Consider the following 16,385-nt stretch of genomic DNA (forward strand, 5'->3'; position numbering starts at 1 on the left):
AGATTGCGCCGAAATGCCATGCGATGACGCGCGGCCTTCCATGATGGAGCGGTGAGACGGTATGTAGCGGGCGCCGCTCTCGGCGCAATCCTGTTGGTGGTGGCCGGTTGTGGCGGTCAGCGTGGCGGCGAGAACGGAGCGGCGGCGACCGAGCCGACCTCATGTGAGGTCACGTCCGACGCCAGGCTGAGCATCGCGACGGGCAATACGACGGGGGTGTACTACGCCCTCGGCGGTGCCTACGCGGAAGCGATCAACCAGCAGACCGACGGCACGCTGAAGGCCACCGCCGCCGAGACGTCGGCCTCGCTGCAGAACATCCAGCAACTCGTGGCGGGCACCCATCAGGTGGCGTTCTCGCTCGCTGACACCGCGGCCGACGCGGTCAACGGGATGGCGGCGTTCGACGACGATCAGCCCATCGCCGCGCTCAGTCGGCTGTATCCCAATTACACCCAGGTGATCGTCCGCAGCGAGGCAGGCATCAACTCGATCCTCGACATGCGCGGCAAGCGGGTGTCCACCGGATCGCCGAACTCGGGCACCGAGGTCATCGCCAACCGCATGCTCGAGGCCGCCGGCCTCGATCCGAAGAACGACGTGCAGGCCCAGCGCACCGAACTGGGCAAGACCGTCGAAGGGATGAAGGACGGCTCGATCGACGCGATGTTCTGGTCGGGCGGCCTGCCGACCGGCGGGATCACCGACCTGTTCGTCAGCGAGCGCGACAAAGTGAAATTCATCGATGTGACCGGGACCCTGCCCAAGTTGCAGAACATCAACCCGATCTACGAAGAAGGCGTCATCCCTGCGAGCACCTATCAGACGCCCACGGATGTGGCGACCGTCGTGGTGCCCAATGTGCTTCTGGTCAAGAACGATATGGACGGCAACACCGCCTGCGTGCTGACCAAGGCACTGTTCGACCACAAGCCCGAATTGATCAAGGTCAACCAAGCGGCCGAAGGCATCTCCCTCGACACCGCGCGCGAAACCATGCCCGTGCCGCTGCACCCCGGCGCCAAGCGTGCCCTTGACGACCTCGGCGCGGCGAACTGAACGAGGACGAGAAGCCGGCCCGGCAGCTGACCGGGTGGGTTCACCACCTGGTGACCGTGGGCTGCGTCCTGATCGGGCTGTTCGCGCTCTATCAGGTGTTCTTCCCGCTGGCGCAGGGCAATCAGGTCTCGCTGATCCTGTTCCTGGCGGCGGTGCTTCCGCTGACGCTGCTCTGTTACCGATCCGGCTTACCATCTGGCCGCGCGGAGGCGGTGCTCGACTGGGTGCTGGCGGCGACGGCGCTGGTGGTCTGTCTGTACCCGGTGCTGCCGTTCCAAATCGGCGACGGCGGTGGGGGATTCGATGAATTCCTCGGCCGGCAGAGCGCACCGGCGACGGTGGACGTCGTCGTCGGGACGATCGTCGTACTGCTCGTCCTGGAGGCGTGCCGGCGCACCACCGGTGCGGCGCTTCCCATCGTCTGTCTGCTCGCGCTCGGCTACGCGTACTACGGCGGATACCTGCCGCAGGGAGCGGCGATCGCCCATGCCGGGGTGGACTGGGTTCAGATCGTCAGCGCATCGTTCATGCAGTCGACGGGCCTGTACGGGGTTCCGCTGGATGTCGCGGCGACCTACATCGTGTTGTTCACCATCTACGGCGCGGTGCTCGAAGCGTCCGGTGCCAGCAAGTTCTTCATCGACCTGTCGTTCTCCGCGTTTCGCACGTCCCGTGCCGCGCCGGGACGAACGGTGACGTTGGCGGGATTCCTCATGGGCAGCGTCTCCGGTTCAGGGACGGCGACGACGGTCAGCCTCGGCTCGGTGACGTGGCCGGTGCTGCGCCGCGCCGGCTACCCGCGAGAGAACGCAGGCGGGATGCTCGCGGCCGCCGGCATCGGCGCCATACTGTCACCGCCGACGCTCGGTGCCGCGGCGTTCATCATCGCCGAGTACCTCGGGGTGCCGTATCTGACCGTCCTGGTGTGGGCCGTGGTGCCAACGATCCTGTACTACCTGGGCATCCTGCTCGCCGTCGAGATCGACGCGCGGCGGTACGACACGCGCGAAGTCGATGTCGACGCCGGGTCGTTCTGGCGATTGCTCGGCAGGTTCGGCTACCACCTGATCTCACTGGTGATGATCGTCGTGTTCCTCGCGATGGATGTGTCTGCGATGCGCGCGGTCGTCTACGCCATCGCCGTCCAGATCGCATTGTCGTACCTGGATCGCGAGCACCGCCTGACCCCCGTGCGGCTCTACCGCGCGTTGGCCGCCGGGGTGCGCGGCGTGCTGGCCGTGGCGGCGGTCTGCGCGGCCGCAGGCGTTGTCGCCGCGATGATCACGCGCACCGGACTGGGTCTGCAGCTGAACTCCATCCTCGTCAACACCGCGCGTGTCATCTCCGAAAACCCCACCGTCGTCTTGATTTTCACGGCGATATTCGCGGCGCTGGCCGTCTCGGTGCTCGGGCTCGCGGTGCCGGTCACCGCCTCGTTCGTGATCAGCTGGGTGATCGTCGGACCCGCGCTGCAGGACCTCGGCGTCGCCGCGCCTGCCGTGGCGATGTTCGTTTTCTATTTCGCGGTGCTCTCCGAAGTCACACCGCCGACGGCACTGGCGTCGGTGGCCGCGTCGGCGATCACCGGCGGACGCGTCATCCCCACGATGATGCAAACGTGGAAGTACACGCTGCCCGCGTTCCTCGTACCGTTCGCGTTCGTGCTGACCGCAAACGGTCAAGGTCTGCTCGGGCTGCGGTCGTTCGCCGACATGGTGTGGACGGGTGCGGTCGCCGCGCTGGCGGTGGCGGCGTTGGCGGTCGTCACCGGCGGTTGGATGATCCGCCGAGCGGGCTGGCCCGAACGGGTGCTGTGCATACCGGCGGCGGCGCTACTGCTCTATCTGAATCCGGTCACGATCGCCGTCGGTGCCGGCCTGCTGGCGGTGGCCGCGACGGTGAACGTCATCATGGCTCGCAGACGATCAATGGAATCGCCCGATGCGCAGCTTCGCGATACCCCCGATACGGCGGGTACATCTTGATCAGCCTGGGCCAGTAGCGCTTTCGCTCGTCCTCGGTCGCGTCGCGGGCGATCAGATCGAATTGCCGATCGCGAATCTGCACGCGCACTTCGGGATTGGACTCGATGTTTAGATACCACGCCGGATCCGCGTCGCGCCCGCCGAACGAGGCAGGCAGGATCACCCGATCGCCGTCCGCCAGATACAACGTCGGTGTGGTGCGCGGACGCCCGGACCGGCGCCCCGTCGTCGTGACCAACGCCGCGGGAAACCAGAGCAGCTTGGCGCCGACGCGGCCGTTGGTGCGGCGATAGACCCAGATGTGTCCGCGGGCGAAGTACTTCATCGCCGCCCGAAGCGGCCGCGAGTTGCGAATAGCGCCTGCCATACCGCGTGTCTAGCCGTCGCGCAGCAATGACAAACCCTTATCGGGTTACCCGCGCCTCACGGTTCGCAGATCACGAGCGGGATCACCCGATCGGTCCAGGACTTGTAGTCGTCGTATGACGGGTACATCTCGACCAGCCGCGGCCAGTACTTCGCGCGTTCCTCCTCGGTGGCGTCGCGCGCGGTGAGATCGAGGATCTCCTTCTTGATCTGAACCTGGACCTTCGGATTGGCCTTCAGGTTCAGGTACCACATCGGGTGCTTGTCGCTGCCGCCCTTGGACGCGGCGACGACGACGGTGTCGCCGTCGCGGTGGAAATACAGCGGGCTGATCCGCGGCTCACCGGTCTTGCGGCCGATCGTGGTCAGTAGTGCCACCGGGATGCCCTGGAAGTCGCTGCCGAAGCCTTCGCCTCCGCTGCGGCGGTACATGTAGGTGTTGAGCTTCGACATCCACTTGATGAAGGTGTCGGAAGCCTTCGTATCCATGAAGCGGGGACGCGATTTGGCCATGGCTGAGGAGCCTAGTCCGCCTAAGACACTGTGAGGAAGGGGCGAATCCCCGCTCGGATGTGATGGATCAGGCCGTCGGCCGGGATCGAGAACGTCTCATCGATGTGGGCGCCCACCTTGCGTCCCAGCAGCGACGGCTTCGTCACCAAATCGAACTTCGCGTGGATGGTGTTGCCGTCCACGACGGTGAACTCGGGCACCGTGGTCGCCTGGATGACCCGGTACTGCAAACCGCGATTCAGGCTGCGGCGCAGATGATCTCCCGAAAAGCCGGTTTTGAGCCCCACCTCGATGCGCGTGCACCCAGGGGCGAACGGCACCTTGTCCGCGTTGTGCGAGACCAGCGCGTCGATGTAGGCCTGCGCCGCGGCGATGCGCTCGTCATCCGACGCGGACATCAGATCCGCTCGATGATCGTTCCGGTGGACAGCGCACCGCCCGCGCACATTGTGATGAGCGCGGTGCTCTTGTCGGTGCGCTCCAACTCGTGCAGCGCGGTGGTGATCAGGCGACTGCCGGTACTACCGACCGGGTGGCCGAGCGCGATCGCGCCACCGTTGACGTTCACCTTGTCCATATCGGGGTTGTGCACCCGCGCCCACGACAACACGACTGACGCGAAGGCCTCGTTGATCTCGGTGATGTCGATGTCGCCCATCTTCATTCCGGCCTTCTCGAGCACCTTCGCCGTTGACTGCACCGGGCCGTCGAGGTGGTAGTAGGGCTCGGCGCCGACGAGGGCCTGGCTGACGATGCGTGCGCGCGGCTTCAGGCCGAGAGCCTTGGCTTTGGCTTCGTCCATCCACAGCACGGCGGCGGCGCCGTCGGAGATCTGCGACGAGGTACCCGCGGTGTGAATACCGCCCTCGATCACGGGCTTGAGCGAGGTGAGACCCTCGAGCGTGGTGTCCCGCAGGCCCTGGTCCTTGGTCACGATGTGACGGTCGCTGGTGGGCTGCTTGTTCTCGTCGAGCACCGGCGCCTCGATACCGCTGATCTCGCGGTCGAAGCGTCCCTCGGCCCAGGCCTGGGCGGCTTTGCGCTGCGAGTCGAAGCCGAACTGGTCGATGTCCTCGCGGGTGATGCCGCGGCGCTGAGCGATGCGCTCGGCGGCGGTGAACTGGTCGGGCAGGTCGATGTCCCACGACGCGGGCCGCAGGATCCCGCGATCAGGGCCGGCGTTGGCGCCCAGGCCGACGCGGCTCATCGCCTCGATGCCACACGCGATGCCGATGTCGATGGCGTCTGCTGCGATGAGGCCGGCGATCAGGCCGTTGGCCTGCTGGCCGCTGCCGCACTGGCAGTCGACCGTCATCGCGCCGACGTGCTCGGGCAGCCCGGCAACCAGCCAGCTGACTCGGGTGATGTTGTTGGACTGTTCGCCGAACTGCGTGACGCAGCCGCCGACAATCTGCTCGACGTCGCCGGCGTCGATACCCGCCTTTTCGACGAGAGCCTTCTGTGTTGCGCCCAGCAACTCGGTGGCGTGTAGGCCGGATAGCCATCCGTTCCGCTTACCGATGGGGCTGCGGGTGGCTTCAACGATGACAGGGTTACCCATTCCGTCAGGCTAGAACACGTTTCATTACTCTGACAAGCGACGATGGTGACCTGCCTTTTATCTGCGCAGAAGGCATGTTTTACTGGAACTAGAACACGTTGCAATTAACGGTTGTAAGGAGCGCACGCAACATGGCACCCCTGAAAATTCCCGCGGACTTCGATTTCCTCGACGCGACGCTGAACCTCGAGCGCTTACCGGTGGAGGAGCTCGCGGAGCTGCGGGCCTCAGAGCCCGTCCACTGGGTGGACGTGCCGGGCGGCACCGGCGGATTCGGCGACAAGGGTTACTGGCTTGTCACCAAGCACGCCGACGTCAAGGAGGTGAGCAAGCGCAGCGACGTCTTCGGTAGTTCACCCGATGGCGCCATCCCGACCTGGCCGCAGGGGATGGAGCGCAGCGCCATCGACCTGCAGAAGGCTGTGTTGCTGAACATGGACGCACCGCAGCACACCCGACTGCGCAAGATCATCTCCCGTGGCTTCACACCGAGGGCCATCGGACGCCTGGAGGACGAACTGCGCGCTCGCGCCCAGAAGATCGCCCAGACCGCCGTGGCGGAAGGCTCCGGAGACTTCGTCGAACAAGTCTCGTGCGAACTGCCGCTGCAAGCGATCGCCGAACTGCTCGGTGTGCCGCAGGATGACCGCGACAAGATCTTCAATTGGTCCAACGAGATGACCGCCGGTGAAGACCCGGAGTACGCCGATGTCGATCCGGCGATGTCTTCGTTCGAGTTGATCCAGTACGCGATGAAGATGGCCGAAGAGCGGGCCAAGAACCCGACCGAGGACATCGTCACCAAACTGATCGAAGCCGACATCGACGGCGAGAAGCTGTCCGACGACGAATTCGGTTTCTTCGTGGTCATGCTCGCGGTGGCGGGCAACGAGACCACCCGTAACTCGATCACCCACGGCATGGTCGCGTTCACCCAGAATCCGCAGCAGTGGGAGCTCTACAAGAAGGAGCGTCCGTCTACCGCGGCCGACGAGATCATCCGCTGGGCCACACCGGTATCCGCGTTCCAGCGCACTGCGCTCGAGGACACCGAGCTCGCGGGCGTGAAGATCAAGAAGGGCGAGCGGGTGGTGATGTCCTACCGCTCGGCGAACTTCGACGACGAGGTGTTCGAGAATCCGCACGAGTTCAACATCCTGCGGGATCCGAACCCCCACGTCGGCTTCGGTGGCACCGGCGCCCACTACTGCATCGGCGCGAACCTGGCCCGCATGACGATCAACCTCATCTTCAACGCGGTCGCCGACGAAATGCCCGATCTCAAGCCGACCGGCGAGCCCGAGCGGCTGATGTCGGGTTGGCTCAACGGAATCAAACACTGGCAGGTTGACTACACGGGTACGAGCGCCTGATCAGATCGAATCAAGGAGGATTCGGGTGGACTTCAGTCCAGACGAAGGGCAGCAGGCTGTCGCAGATGTGGTGACAGCTGCGCTGGGCCGGGACAACAGCTGGGACGCGTTGGTGTCCGGCGGCATCACGGCTTTCGGCGTACCCGACCGCCTCGGCGGTGACGGGCTCGGTCTCGCCGAGGTCGGCACGGCGCTGATCGAAATCGGCAGGCACGGCACCGTCAGCCCGGCGCTTGCGACCCTGGGTCTCGGGCTCATCCCGATCCTGGAGCTGGCGTCCGATGAGCAGCAGGACCGCTACCTTGCCGGCGTGGCGAAGGGCTCGGTGCTCACCGCGGCGCTCAACGAGCCCGGCGCACCACTGCCGGACCGGCCCGGCACCACCCTTTCGGGGAACAAGCTGAATGGGGTCAAGGTCGCGGTTCCCTATGCGGAACAAGCGGATTGGCTGATCGTGACGGCAGGCGACGCGGTCGCGGTGATCTCCCCGAAAGCCGCGGGCGTGCAGGTCGTCAAGACACCGACTGCCAACCACGGCGACGAGTACTCGGTGACGTTCTCCGACGCCGAGGTCGACGGAGTGCTCGACGGTGCGCAGCCGCGACGGGTGAACCAGCTGGCACTCGCGGCCATCGGCGCGTTCGCGTCCGGTCTGGTCGCGGGCGCGCTGCGGCTGACCGCGGACTACGTCGCCAACCGTGAGCAGTTCGGCAAGCCGCTGTCGACGTTCCAGACCGTCGCCGCCCAGCTTGCCGAGGTCTACATCGCCTCTCGCACACTGACCTTGGCTGCCACGTCGGTGTTGTGGCGGCTTTCCGAAGGGCTGGACGCCGACGACGACATCGACATTCTCGGCTACTGGCTGGCATCGCAGGCGCCGCCGGTGATGCAGCTCTGCCACCATCTGCACGGTGGGATGGGAATGGACATCGACTATCCGATGGACCGGTACTACTCGAGCATCAAGGATTTGACCCGCCTGGTTGGCGGGCCGTCGCACCGACTCGATCTGGTGGGAGCGCAATGTACATAGAACTGACCCCCGAGCAGCGGCAGCTTCAAGCCGAACTGCGGCAGTACTTCTCGAATCTCATCTCCTCTGACGAATACAAGGAGATGGAGAGCGACCGCCACGGCAAGGCGTACCGGGCGGTGATCAAGCGGATGGGTTCGGACGGCAAGCTCGGCGTCGGATGGCCCAAGGAATTCGGCGGCCTCGGCTTCGGACCCATCGAGCAGTCGATCTTCGTCAACGAGGCACATCGTGCCGACGTGCCGCTGCCTGCCGTCACCCTGCAGACCGTCGGGCCGACGCTGCAGCAGTACGGCACAGATTTGCAGAAGAAGAAGTTCCTGCCGGGAATCCTCGCCGGCGACGTGCATTTCGCGATCGGTTACACCGAGCCGGAGGCCGGCACCGACCTCGCGTCGCTGCGCACGACCGCGGTCAAACAGGGCGACGAGTACATCGTCAACGGTCAGAAGGTGTTCACCACCGGTGGCCATGACGCCGACTTCGTCTGGCTGGCGTGCCGTACGGATCCGGAAGCGGCCAAGCACAAAGGCATTTCGATGCTGATCGTCGACACCACGGACCCCGGCTACAGCTGGACGCCGATGATCCTGTCCGACGGTGCGCACCACACGAACGCCACCTACTACAACGACGTTCGGGTTCCCGCCGAGATGCTGGTCGGCGAGGAGAACGGCGGCTGGCGGCTGATCACCACCCAGCTGAACAACGAGCGCGTCATGCTCGGTCCGGCTGGCCGGGTCGCCTCGTTGTACGACCGGGTACACGACTGGGCCGCCAAACCGGGCTCCAACGGCGACACCCCGCTCGACCACGACGACGTGAAGCGTTCACTCGGTGAGCTCAAGGCGATGTGGCGGATCAACGAACTGTTGAACTGGCAGGTCGCCGCGTCCGGCGAGAACATCGACGTCGCAGATGCCGCCGCCACAAAGGTGTTCGGCACCGAGCGCATCCAGTACGCGGGCCGCCTCGCCGAGGAGATCGTCGGCAAGTATGGCAACCCGGCGGATCCGGACACCGCCGAGCTGCTCGAGTGGTTGGACTCGCAGACCAAGCGCAATCTGGTGATCACGTTCGGCGGAGGTGTCAACGAGGTGATGCGGGAAATGATCGCTGCGGCAGGTCTGAAGGTTCCGAGGGTTCCGCGGTGATGAGCGCTTGCGCGAAGAACGGAGAGCGATGAGTTCTGTCGAGGACATCAAGGCTGCCGCCGAGCGCGTCAAGGCCGAGGGCAAGAGCAAGCCGAGGGTCGCCCGCCATGCGGTGAACCAGCCGATGATCGACCACTGGCTCGATGCGATGGGGGACAACAACCCCATCTACGTCGACGAGGCAGCCGCCAAGGCGGCGGGTCATCCTGGCACCGTCGCCCCGCCCGCGATGATCCAGGTCTGGACCATGATGGGGCTCGGCGGCAACCGCCCCGATGACGATCCGTTGGGCAAGATCCTCGGATTGTTCGACGACGCAGGCTATATCGGCGTCGTCGCGACGAACTGCGAGCAGACCTATCACCGCTACCTGCGTCCCGACGAGCAGGTCAGCGTTGCGGCCGAGCTGACCGACGTCATCGGGCCCAAGCAAACCGCACTCGGTGAGGGCTTCTTCATCACCCAGCGGATCTCGTGGCAGGTCGGCGACGAAGACGTCGCCGAGATGATGTGGCGCATCATGAAGTTCCGTCCGGCCGACCAGGACGCGGCTTCGGCGACATCGGTGCCCGACGACCTCGACGCGGACAGCATGATGCGTCCCGCTTCGTCACGTGACACGAAGTTCTTCTGGGACGGCGTCAACGCGCACGAACTGCGCATCCAGAAGCGCGGCGATGGCACGCTCGTGCATCCGCCGGTGCCTGCACTGTGGCAGGACAAGGAGACGCCGACCGACTACGTCGTCGCCTCTGGCAAGGGCACGGTGTTCAGCTTCGTGGTGCACCACGCCCCGAAGGTGCCGGGTCGCACGCTGCCCTTCGTTATCGCGCTGGTCGAACTCGAGGAGGGTGTGCGGATGCTCGGCGAGCTCCGCAACGTCGACCCCGCGAGCGTGAAGATCGGATTGCCGGTCCGCGCAACGTATATCGATTTCCCTGAAGGGGATTCAGGGCCGGCCTGGACGAACTACGCATGGGAGCCCGCACAGTGAGCGCACCGACGATAGAGGTGGGCGCCAAGCTGCCCGAGCTCGCACTGTACGGCGACCCGACGTTCATCGTGTCGACGGCGATCGCCACGCGTGACTACCAGGATGTGCACCACGACCGGGACAAGGCGCAGGCCAAGGGTTCCAAGGACATCTTCGTCAACATCCTGACCGACACCGGTCTGGTACAGCGCTACATCACCGACTGGGCCGGGCCGAACGCGATCATCAAGACGATCGGGCTGCGGCTCGGTGTGCCGTGGTACGCGTACGACACGGTGACGTTCAGAGGTGAGGTCACGGCGGTCGAGGACGGTCTGATCTCACTGAAAGTGACTGGCAGCAACAGCCTTGGCGACCATGTGATCGCCAAGGCGACCCTCACGATCGGAGAAAACGCCTGATGCCGGGTGAACTTTCCGGAAAGGCCGCGATCGTCGGGATCGGCGCCACCGACTTCTCCAAGAACTCCGGCCGCAGCGAGCTGCGCCTGGCGTCCGAAGCCGTGCTGGACGCGCTCGACGACGCGGGTCTGACACCGGCCGATGTGGATGGCATGGTCACGTTCACGATGGACTCCAACACCGAGGTGTCGATCGCACGCGCCACCGGTATCGGTGAGCTGAAGTTCTTCTCCAAGATCCATCACGGCGGCGGCGCGGCATGCGCGACGGTCCAGCAAGCGGCGATCGCGGTGGCCACCGGTGTCGCGGATTGCGTTGTGGCATACCGGGCTTTCAACGAGCGGTCCGGTATGCGCTTCGGTCAGGTGCAGATGCGTTTGGTGGAGAACGCCGACTCCACGGGCGTGGACAATTCGTTCTCGTATCCGCATGGCCTGTCTACGCCCGCCGCTCAGGTGGCGATGATTGCTCAGCGGTACATGCACTACTCGGGGGCGACGAGCGCAGACTTCGGCGCCGTCTCGGTGGCCGATCGTAGGCATGCGGCCAACAACCCGAAGGCGTACTTCTACGAGAAGCCGATCACCATCGAGGACCACCAGAACTCGCGGTGGATCGCCGAGCCGCTGCGGCTGCTCGACTGCTGTCAGGAAACCGATGGCGGTGTGGCGCTGGTGATCACGTCCGCCGAGCGCGCCAAGGATCTCAAGCATCGGCCCGCGGTCATCGAAGCGGCTTCGCAGGGCTCCAGTCCCGATCAGTACTCGATGACGAGCTACTACCGATCGGAGTTGGGTCTGCCGGAGATGGGTCTGGTTGGCCGGCAGCTCTGGGAGCAGTCAGGTTTGACGCCCGCCGACATCCAGACGGCGATCCTGTACGACCATTTCACGCCGTTCACTCTCATCCAGCTGGAGGAGTTGGGGTTCTGCGCGCCCGGTGAGGCGAAGGACTACATCAAAGACGGCGCGATCGAGATCGGCGGCAGGCTGCCGATCAATACCCACGGTGGTCAGCTCGGCGAGGCGTATATCCACGGTATGAACGGCATTGCCGAAGGTGTCCGACAACTGCGCGGAACCTCGGTGAATCCGGTGGACAACGTCGAGCACGTACTGGTCACCGCGGGGACCGGTGTCCCCACCTCCGGTTTGATTCTGGGCTAACCGCCACACGATCACACCGCCCGACCGCTATGCGGTCGGGCTATCGGTCGTTTCGGAGTATTTTGCGGTTCTTCATTGGGCACGCACACGTAGCTGAGGATTTGCCAAAGCACAGGACGCGATCAAGACACCGACTGCACGAGACGCCGCGACGGTACATCGACAAGTTCCGTTAGCAGAATTAGATGCGTTGCTAAATCTGCATGCATGCGGGCTTTTTGCAAAGTGACCTACATCACCCTATCGTCGTCGAGGTTACCCAAGAGGAAGTATAAGACCAGCTAAAACGGGTTAGTTCGTCGATCGCCACTGACTGGTTGACGGCCGGCGGCCACCTCCTAACGAAGGCCCGCTAGGATGTTGCTAGATTAGTGTTGCGACGCGAAAGTTCGAGTGGTAACTTCCCCAAACCATAGGGCGCAATCGAAGGCGCAGCTAATATCGGAAAATTTGCGCAAACGTCAGGAATGCGTCGGGGCCGCCGGGGCTGGTCAACGAGAGGGAGGGCTGTAGGCGTTGGTCATCCAACAGGGCTCAACTTCGATTGCCGGGGCTTCGGACAGCACACCGACCTTGGGGCGCGGTGAGCTCAGCGTCGTCCAAACTGCCGACAACAGTCCGGCGCAGTTGTTCGGGCGCTCGGTTTGGGAACGCCGCTACGCCCGATACCTGAGGTCGACTGACATCGTGGTCGTCTGCGGCGCGGTGTTCCTCGCTCAGCATCTGCGCTTCGGCGGTACGTCGGCAGTACCAGGTGCGGTGAGCTACTCCGAGACGCTTCATTCGGCAGTTCTCGTGGCCGTATGGCTGGCGGCCCTGGCCGGACTGCGTTCTCGATCGCCGAAGTACATCGGTGCGGGCATCGAGGAGTATCGGCGAGTCGTGGCCGCGTCGTTCTGGACGTTCGGTGTGGTGGCGATGGTAGAGCTTCTGGTGAAAGTCGAAGTATCGCGAGGCTACCTCGCAGTGGCCTTTCCACTCGGGGTCGTCGGGTTGCTGCTGAGCCGCTGGAGGTGGCGGACCTACCTGGCACGTCGGCGCCGCAAAGGCGAGTACCAAAGCGCGGTCTTGGCGGTGGGGGACAGGGAAGCAGTCGCAAACTTGGCCACCGAGTTGACAAGCGACCCCGACAGCGGACACGTCGTCGTCGGTGTGGGAATACCCGGATACGGCGCACCGGCGGGAGAGCATCTACTGGTCAATGGCCATCAGGTCCCCATCGTCGGCGGAGAACTGCACCTCCTGCAGGCAGTCCGAAGCTGCGGCGCGGACACTGTCGCGATCGCAGGCACAGAGCATTTCGGCGTGAAGGGAATCCGCAGGCTCATCTGGGAGCTCGAACCGATGGATGTCGAGCTCGTTGTGTCGCCGGGAGTGATGGACGTAGCGCGGTCGCGGCTCGTGATGCGGCCGATCGCCGGCCTACCCCTGCTCTACATCGACAAACCGCAGTACCAGGGCGCCAAGCGGATTCAGAAGCGCGCGTTCGACTTTTGCCTCGCCTCGGTCGCACTCGCGGTGAGTCTGCCGGTGCTACTGCTCACCGCCCTGGTCATCAAGATCACAAGTCGCGGGCCGGTCTTCTACAAATCAGAGCGCATCGGTATCGACGGCAAACCATTCATGATGTTCAAATTTCGCACCATGGTGGAGAACGCCGACCAGGAACTCGCAAACCTGTTGAGTGTCAACGAGTCCGATGGCGTGCTCTTCAAGATCCGAGAAGACCCTCGCGTCACCCCCATCGGGCGGATCCTGCGTCGCTTCAGCATCGACGAGCTCCCACAGTTCCTCAACGTGCTCCGGCAGGAGATGAGTGTCGTCGGTCCGCGCCCGCCATTGAGGCGCGAGGTCGAACTCTACGACGACGATGTACATCGGAGGTTGTTCGTCAAGCCCGGCATCACCGGCCTATGGCAGGTGAGTGGTCGATCTGATCTGCCGTGGGACAAGGCCGTTCGGCTCGACCTCTCCTACGTCGACAACTGGTCGATGGTCGGCGACATCTTGATCATCGCGAAGACAGTGCGGGCAGTGCTCCAGCGCAGAGGAGCCTACTGATGCGGTGCCGCCTCTGTGACTCCATCCGTCTGGTGAGTGTTCTGGACCTCGGTGCGACGCCGCCGTGCGAGAAGTTTCTCACCGCAGACGAACTCGACCTACCGGAGCCGACCTATCCGCTGCACCTACGGATTTGTGAAGATTGCCTGCTACTGCAGATTCCGGCACTGATCACACCCGAGGAAACCTTCACGGAGTACGCGTATTTCTCGTCCTACTCCGACACGCTCGTGCAACACGCCAAGCGGTTTGTCGAAGCGACCGCGCAGCGCCTCCAGCTTGACGGCGATTCGTTCGTCGTCGAAGTAGCCAGCAACGACGGCTATCTACTGCAACACGCCGTCGCCGTGGGCATCCCGTGCCTGGGTATCGAACCATCGGTGAACGTCGGTGCCGATGCGCGCAAGCGTGGCGTACCAACCGCCACGGCATTCCTCGACGAGCGATTCGCTGAGAAAATCCGCGCCGAGCACGGCCCAGCCGATCTCGTAGTGGCCAACAATGTCTATGCTCACATCCCCGACCTCCTCGGTTTCACCCGATCCCTGAGAGGTCTGCTCGCCGACGATGGCTGGCTCAGCATTGAAGTCCACCATGCACTCAACCTCGTCGACCTCGGCCAGTTCGACTCCATATATCACGAGCATTTCCAGTACTACACAGTGCTTTCCGCTACACGCGCCTTGGCCACTGCAGGCCTGCGGGTGGTCGATGTCGAGCTGATCTCGACCCACGGCGGTTCAATACGGGTGTGGGCACGGCCCGACGTAAGCGCCGGCCGCCCGAGTCCACGCGTGGACGAGGTCTTGCGTATCGAGCGTGAGGCCGGGCTCCACCATGTCGACGGCTACCTGAAGCTGCGCCACCGAGCTGAGCGTATTCGACAGACACTATTGCGATTCCTGCTTGACTGCCGCGCCGAGGGCAAACGGGTTGTCGGCTACGGGGCGCCGGGGAAGGGCAACACTCTGCTCAACTACTGCGGTATCCGCAGTGACCTTCTCGAATACACAGTGGATCGAAACCCCTACAAGCACGGACGGTTTACGCCGGGGACTCGAATTCCGATCTACGAGCCGGACCAGATCGCCAAGGACCGTCCCGACGTCGTGCTCGCGCTTCCGTGGAACCTGGAACCCGAACTGACCGCACAGTTGGCGTATATCGCCGGCTGGGATGCCGAGTTGGTCTTTCCGCTGCCCGATCTGCACCGAGCGAATTTGACTTTCGAAAGCAACAGGAGGTAGTCCGGTGAAGGTCGTCCTTTTTTGCGGCGGATATGGAATGCGCATGCGAAGCAGCGCCGATGATGGCATGCCGAAGCCGATGCAGATGGTCGGCCCGCGCCCCCTCATCTGGCACATCATGCGCTACTACGCACACTTCGGCCATAAGGACTTCATTCTCTGCCTCGGATATGGTGCCGCCCACATCAAGAACTACTTCCTGACTTACCAGGAAGCGGCTTCGAACGACTTTGTGATGCGGGACGGCAAGGTCGAACTCATGCATTCCGACATCGATGACTGGTCAATCACGTTCGTTGACACGGGGATCGAGTCCGCCATCGGCGAACGTCTGCGCCGGGTGCGCGATTACCTCGACGGAGACGAGTACTTTCTGGCCAACTACGCCGATACCCTCACTGACGCGCCGCTGAACGATCTGATTGCCAAGTTCCATCAATCCGGTGCTACCGCATCGATGATGATCGTTCCGCCGCCGTCGTCATTTCACTGTGTCGATGTCAGCGAGGCGGGTGAGGTGAAGGACATCATGCCGGTCGCCGACTTGTCGGTATGGGTGAATGGCGGGTACTTCGTACTGTCGCAGGACGTTTTCGACCTCATCCCGCCCGGCGGAGATCTCGTTGGCGACGCCTGCCACGTGCTCGCGGGCGAAGGCAAGCTGTTCGGCTATCGCTACAACGGTTTCTGGAAGCCTGCAGACACGTTCAAGGAACGGGCTGAGCTGGACGCCGGTTACAACTTTGGCGACCGACCGTGGATGCTATGGGATCAGCTGCCCTACGATCGCGCCCTGGCCGGCGTTACATCCGTCCCGTGATCGCCTTCGGCACAGGCCATCTCGAAGAGATTGCAGTGGTGGGCGCGCACTGCGACGACATCGCTATCGGGATGGGCGGCACCCTGCTGACGGTTTCCCGTCGCAAGGACCTGCGTATCCGGGCGCTAGTGCTGTGCGGCGGTGGCACCGCGCGCGAGGCAGAGGAACGCGAAGCACTGGCAGCATTCTGCCCGGATGCGGACCTCGAGTTGACGATTCTGGACATTCCAGACGGCCGGGCACCAGCGCACTGGGGCCGCATCAAAGACTGCCTGAAGAACTTCGCCGAATCCTGCAATCCTGACGCCGTCTTCGGACCGCAACGCGGCGATGCTCATCAGGATCATCGATTGCTGGCTGAGTTGCTGCCGACCGAGTTCCGTGATCACCTGGTCCTCGGGTACGAAATCCTCAAGTGGGAGAACGACACTGCCCGTCCGACGATCCTTCACCCGATCTCCTACGACACAGCCGAGGAGAAAGCGCGCCTCCTGCTGAAGCATTACCCATCGCAGACGAGCCGCGACTGGTTTGACGAACAAGCATTTCTGGGTCTTTCCCGTCTACGCGGTGTGCAGTGCCGCAGCGCGCATGCTGAAGGTTTCATTCTCGAAAAGGCCAAGGTGACGTTCGCACCATGTTGACTCCGACC

Annotated in this window: 16 protein-coding genes; 12 read left to right on the forward strand and 4 right to left on the reverse strand. The window is 63.8% G+C overall.

Annotation, left to right across the window (positions count from 1 at the left end; translation table 11 throughout):
* Nucleotides 1-51 precede the first annotated feature (51 nt).
* The gene (locus tag ACIA48_RS20880) at nt 52-1,059 is read left to right on the forward strand and encodes a TAXI family TRAP transporter solute-binding subunit (RefSeq protein ID WP_396735749.1); all 1,008 of its coding nucleotides are present in this window, start codon (nt 52-54) and stop codon (nt 1,057-1,059) included.
* Complete coding sequence (locus tag ACIA48_RS20885; RefSeq protein ID WP_396736817.1) at nt 1,056-3,044, forward strand: TRAP transporter permease; 1,989 nt, start codon at nt 1,056-1,058, stop codon at nt 3,042-3,044. The genes ACIA48_RS20880 and ACIA48_RS20885 overlap by 4 nt, the downstream gene beginning before the upstream one ends.
* Here ACIA48_RS20885 and ACIA48_RS20890 read toward each other — a convergent pair.
* The 4 genes from ACIA48_RS20890 to ACIA48_RS20905 are packed head-to-tail and all read right to left on the reverse strand — an operon-like array spanning nt 2,968 to nt 5,484.
* On the reverse strand, nt 2,968-3,411 hold the full coding sequence (locus ACIA48_RS20890) for a nitroreductase family deazaflavin-dependent oxidoreductase (RefSeq protein ID WP_396735752.1): 444 nt from the start codon (nt 3,409-3,411) through the stop codon (nt 2,968-2,970). The genes ACIA48_RS20885 and ACIA48_RS20890 overlap by 77 nt on opposite strands.
* 56 nt (nt 3,412-3,467) lie before the next feature.
* Nucleotides 3,468-3,923 (reverse strand): nitroreductase family deazaflavin-dependent oxidoreductase, encoded by a 456-nt coding sequence (locus tag ACIA48_RS20895; RefSeq protein WP_396735755.1) that lies wholly within the window; start codon nt 3,921-3,923, stop codon nt 3,468-3,470.
* 20 nt (nt 3,924-3,943) lie between these two features.
* A complete protein-coding gene (locus tag ACIA48_RS20900) occupies nt 3,944-4,321 on the reverse strand; it encodes a hypothetical protein (protein ID WP_396735758.1) in 378 nt (125 codons plus the stop codon).
* The gene (locus ACIA48_RS20905; RefSeq protein ID WP_396735762.1) at nt 4,321-5,484 is read right to left on the reverse strand and encodes a steroid 3-ketoacyl-CoA thiolase; all 1,164 of its coding nucleotides are present in this window, start codon (nt 5,482-5,484) and stop codon (nt 4,321-4,323) included. The genes ACIA48_RS20900 and ACIA48_RS20905 overlap by 1 nt, the downstream gene beginning before the upstream one ends.
* A gap of 131 nt (nt 5,485-5,615) precedes the next feature.
* Between ACIA48_RS20905 and ACIA48_RS20910 the strand changes: the two genes are divergently transcribed.
* The 10 genes from ACIA48_RS20910 (at nt 5,616) to ACIA48_RS20955 (ending at nt 16,377) form a co-directional block, all read left to right on the forward strand.
* Nucleotides 5,616-6,857, forward strand: coding sequence for a cytochrome P450 (locus tag ACIA48_RS20910; RefSeq protein WP_396735765.1), 1,242 nt, complete (start codon nt 5,616-5,618; stop codon nt 6,855-6,857).
* A 25-nt stretch (nt 6,858-6,882) separates the two neighbouring features.
* Nucleotides 6,883-7,890 carry an acyl-CoA dehydrogenase family protein gene (locus ACIA48_RS20915; RefSeq protein WP_396735768.1) on the forward strand — a complete coding sequence of 336 codons (1,008 nt, stop codon included), beginning with the start codon at nt 6,883-6,885 and terminating at the stop codon, nt 7,888-7,890.
* Nucleotides 7,881-9,044, forward strand: coding sequence for an acyl-CoA dehydrogenase FadE29 (gene fadE29, locus ACIA48_RS20920; RefSeq protein WP_396735771.1), 1,164 nt, complete (start codon nt 7,881-7,883; stop codon nt 9,042-9,044). Before ACIA48_RS20915 ends, fadE29 begins: the two co-directional genes overlap by 10 nt.
* 28 nt (nt 9,045-9,072) lie before the next feature.
* On the forward strand, nt 9,073-10,038 hold the full coding sequence (locus ACIA48_RS20925; protein ID WP_396735774.1) for a bifunctional MaoC family dehydratase N-terminal/OB-fold nucleic acid binding domain-containing protein: 966 nt from the start codon (nt 9,073-9,075) through the stop codon (nt 10,036-10,038).
* The gene (locus ACIA48_RS20930; RefSeq protein ID WP_396735777.1) at nt 10,020-10,439 is read left to right on the forward strand and encodes a MaoC family dehydratase; all 420 of its coding nucleotides are present in this window, start codon (nt 10,020-10,022) and stop codon (nt 10,437-10,439) included. The genes ACIA48_RS20925 and ACIA48_RS20930 overlap by 19 nt, the downstream gene beginning before the upstream one ends.
* A complete protein-coding gene (locus tag ACIA48_RS20935; protein ID WP_396735780.1) occupies nt 10,439-11,605 on the forward strand; it encodes a lipid-transfer protein in 1,167 nt (388 codons plus the stop codon). The genes ACIA48_RS20930 and ACIA48_RS20935 overlap by 1 nt, the downstream gene beginning before the upstream one ends.
* 573 nt (nt 11,606-12,178) lie before the next feature.
* Nucleotides 12,179-13,666, forward strand: a complete 1,488-nt coding sequence (locus ACIA48_RS20940; protein WP_396736819.1) for a sugar transferase — start codon at nt 12,179-12,181, stop codon at nt 13,664-13,666.
* Entirely contained in the window at nt 13,666-14,913 is a 1,248-nt protein-coding gene (locus ACIA48_RS20945; RefSeq protein ID WP_396735783.1) for a methyltransferase domain-containing protein, read from the forward strand. Before ACIA48_RS20940 ends, ACIA48_RS20945 begins: the two co-directional genes overlap by 1 nt.
* 4 nt (nt 14,914-14,917) lie before the next feature.
* The gene (locus ACIA48_RS20950; RefSeq protein WP_396735786.1) at nt 14,918-15,733 is read left to right on the forward strand and encodes a sugar phosphate nucleotidyltransferase; all 816 of its coding nucleotides are present in this window, start codon (nt 14,918-14,920) and stop codon (nt 15,731-15,733) included.
* Entirely contained in the window at nt 15,730-16,377 is a 648-nt protein-coding gene (locus ACIA48_RS20955) for a PIG-L deacetylase family protein (protein ID WP_396735789.1), read from the forward strand. The genes ACIA48_RS20950 and ACIA48_RS20955 overlap by 4 nt, the downstream gene beginning before the upstream one ends.
* Nucleotides 16,378-16,385 lie beyond the last annotated feature (8 nt).

Source organism: Mycobacterium sp. NPDC051804, assembly GCF_044452905.1.
In the GTDB taxonomy this organism is placed as follows: domain Bacteria; phylum Actinomycetota; class Actinomycetes; order Mycobacteriales; family Mycobacteriaceae; genus Mycobacterium.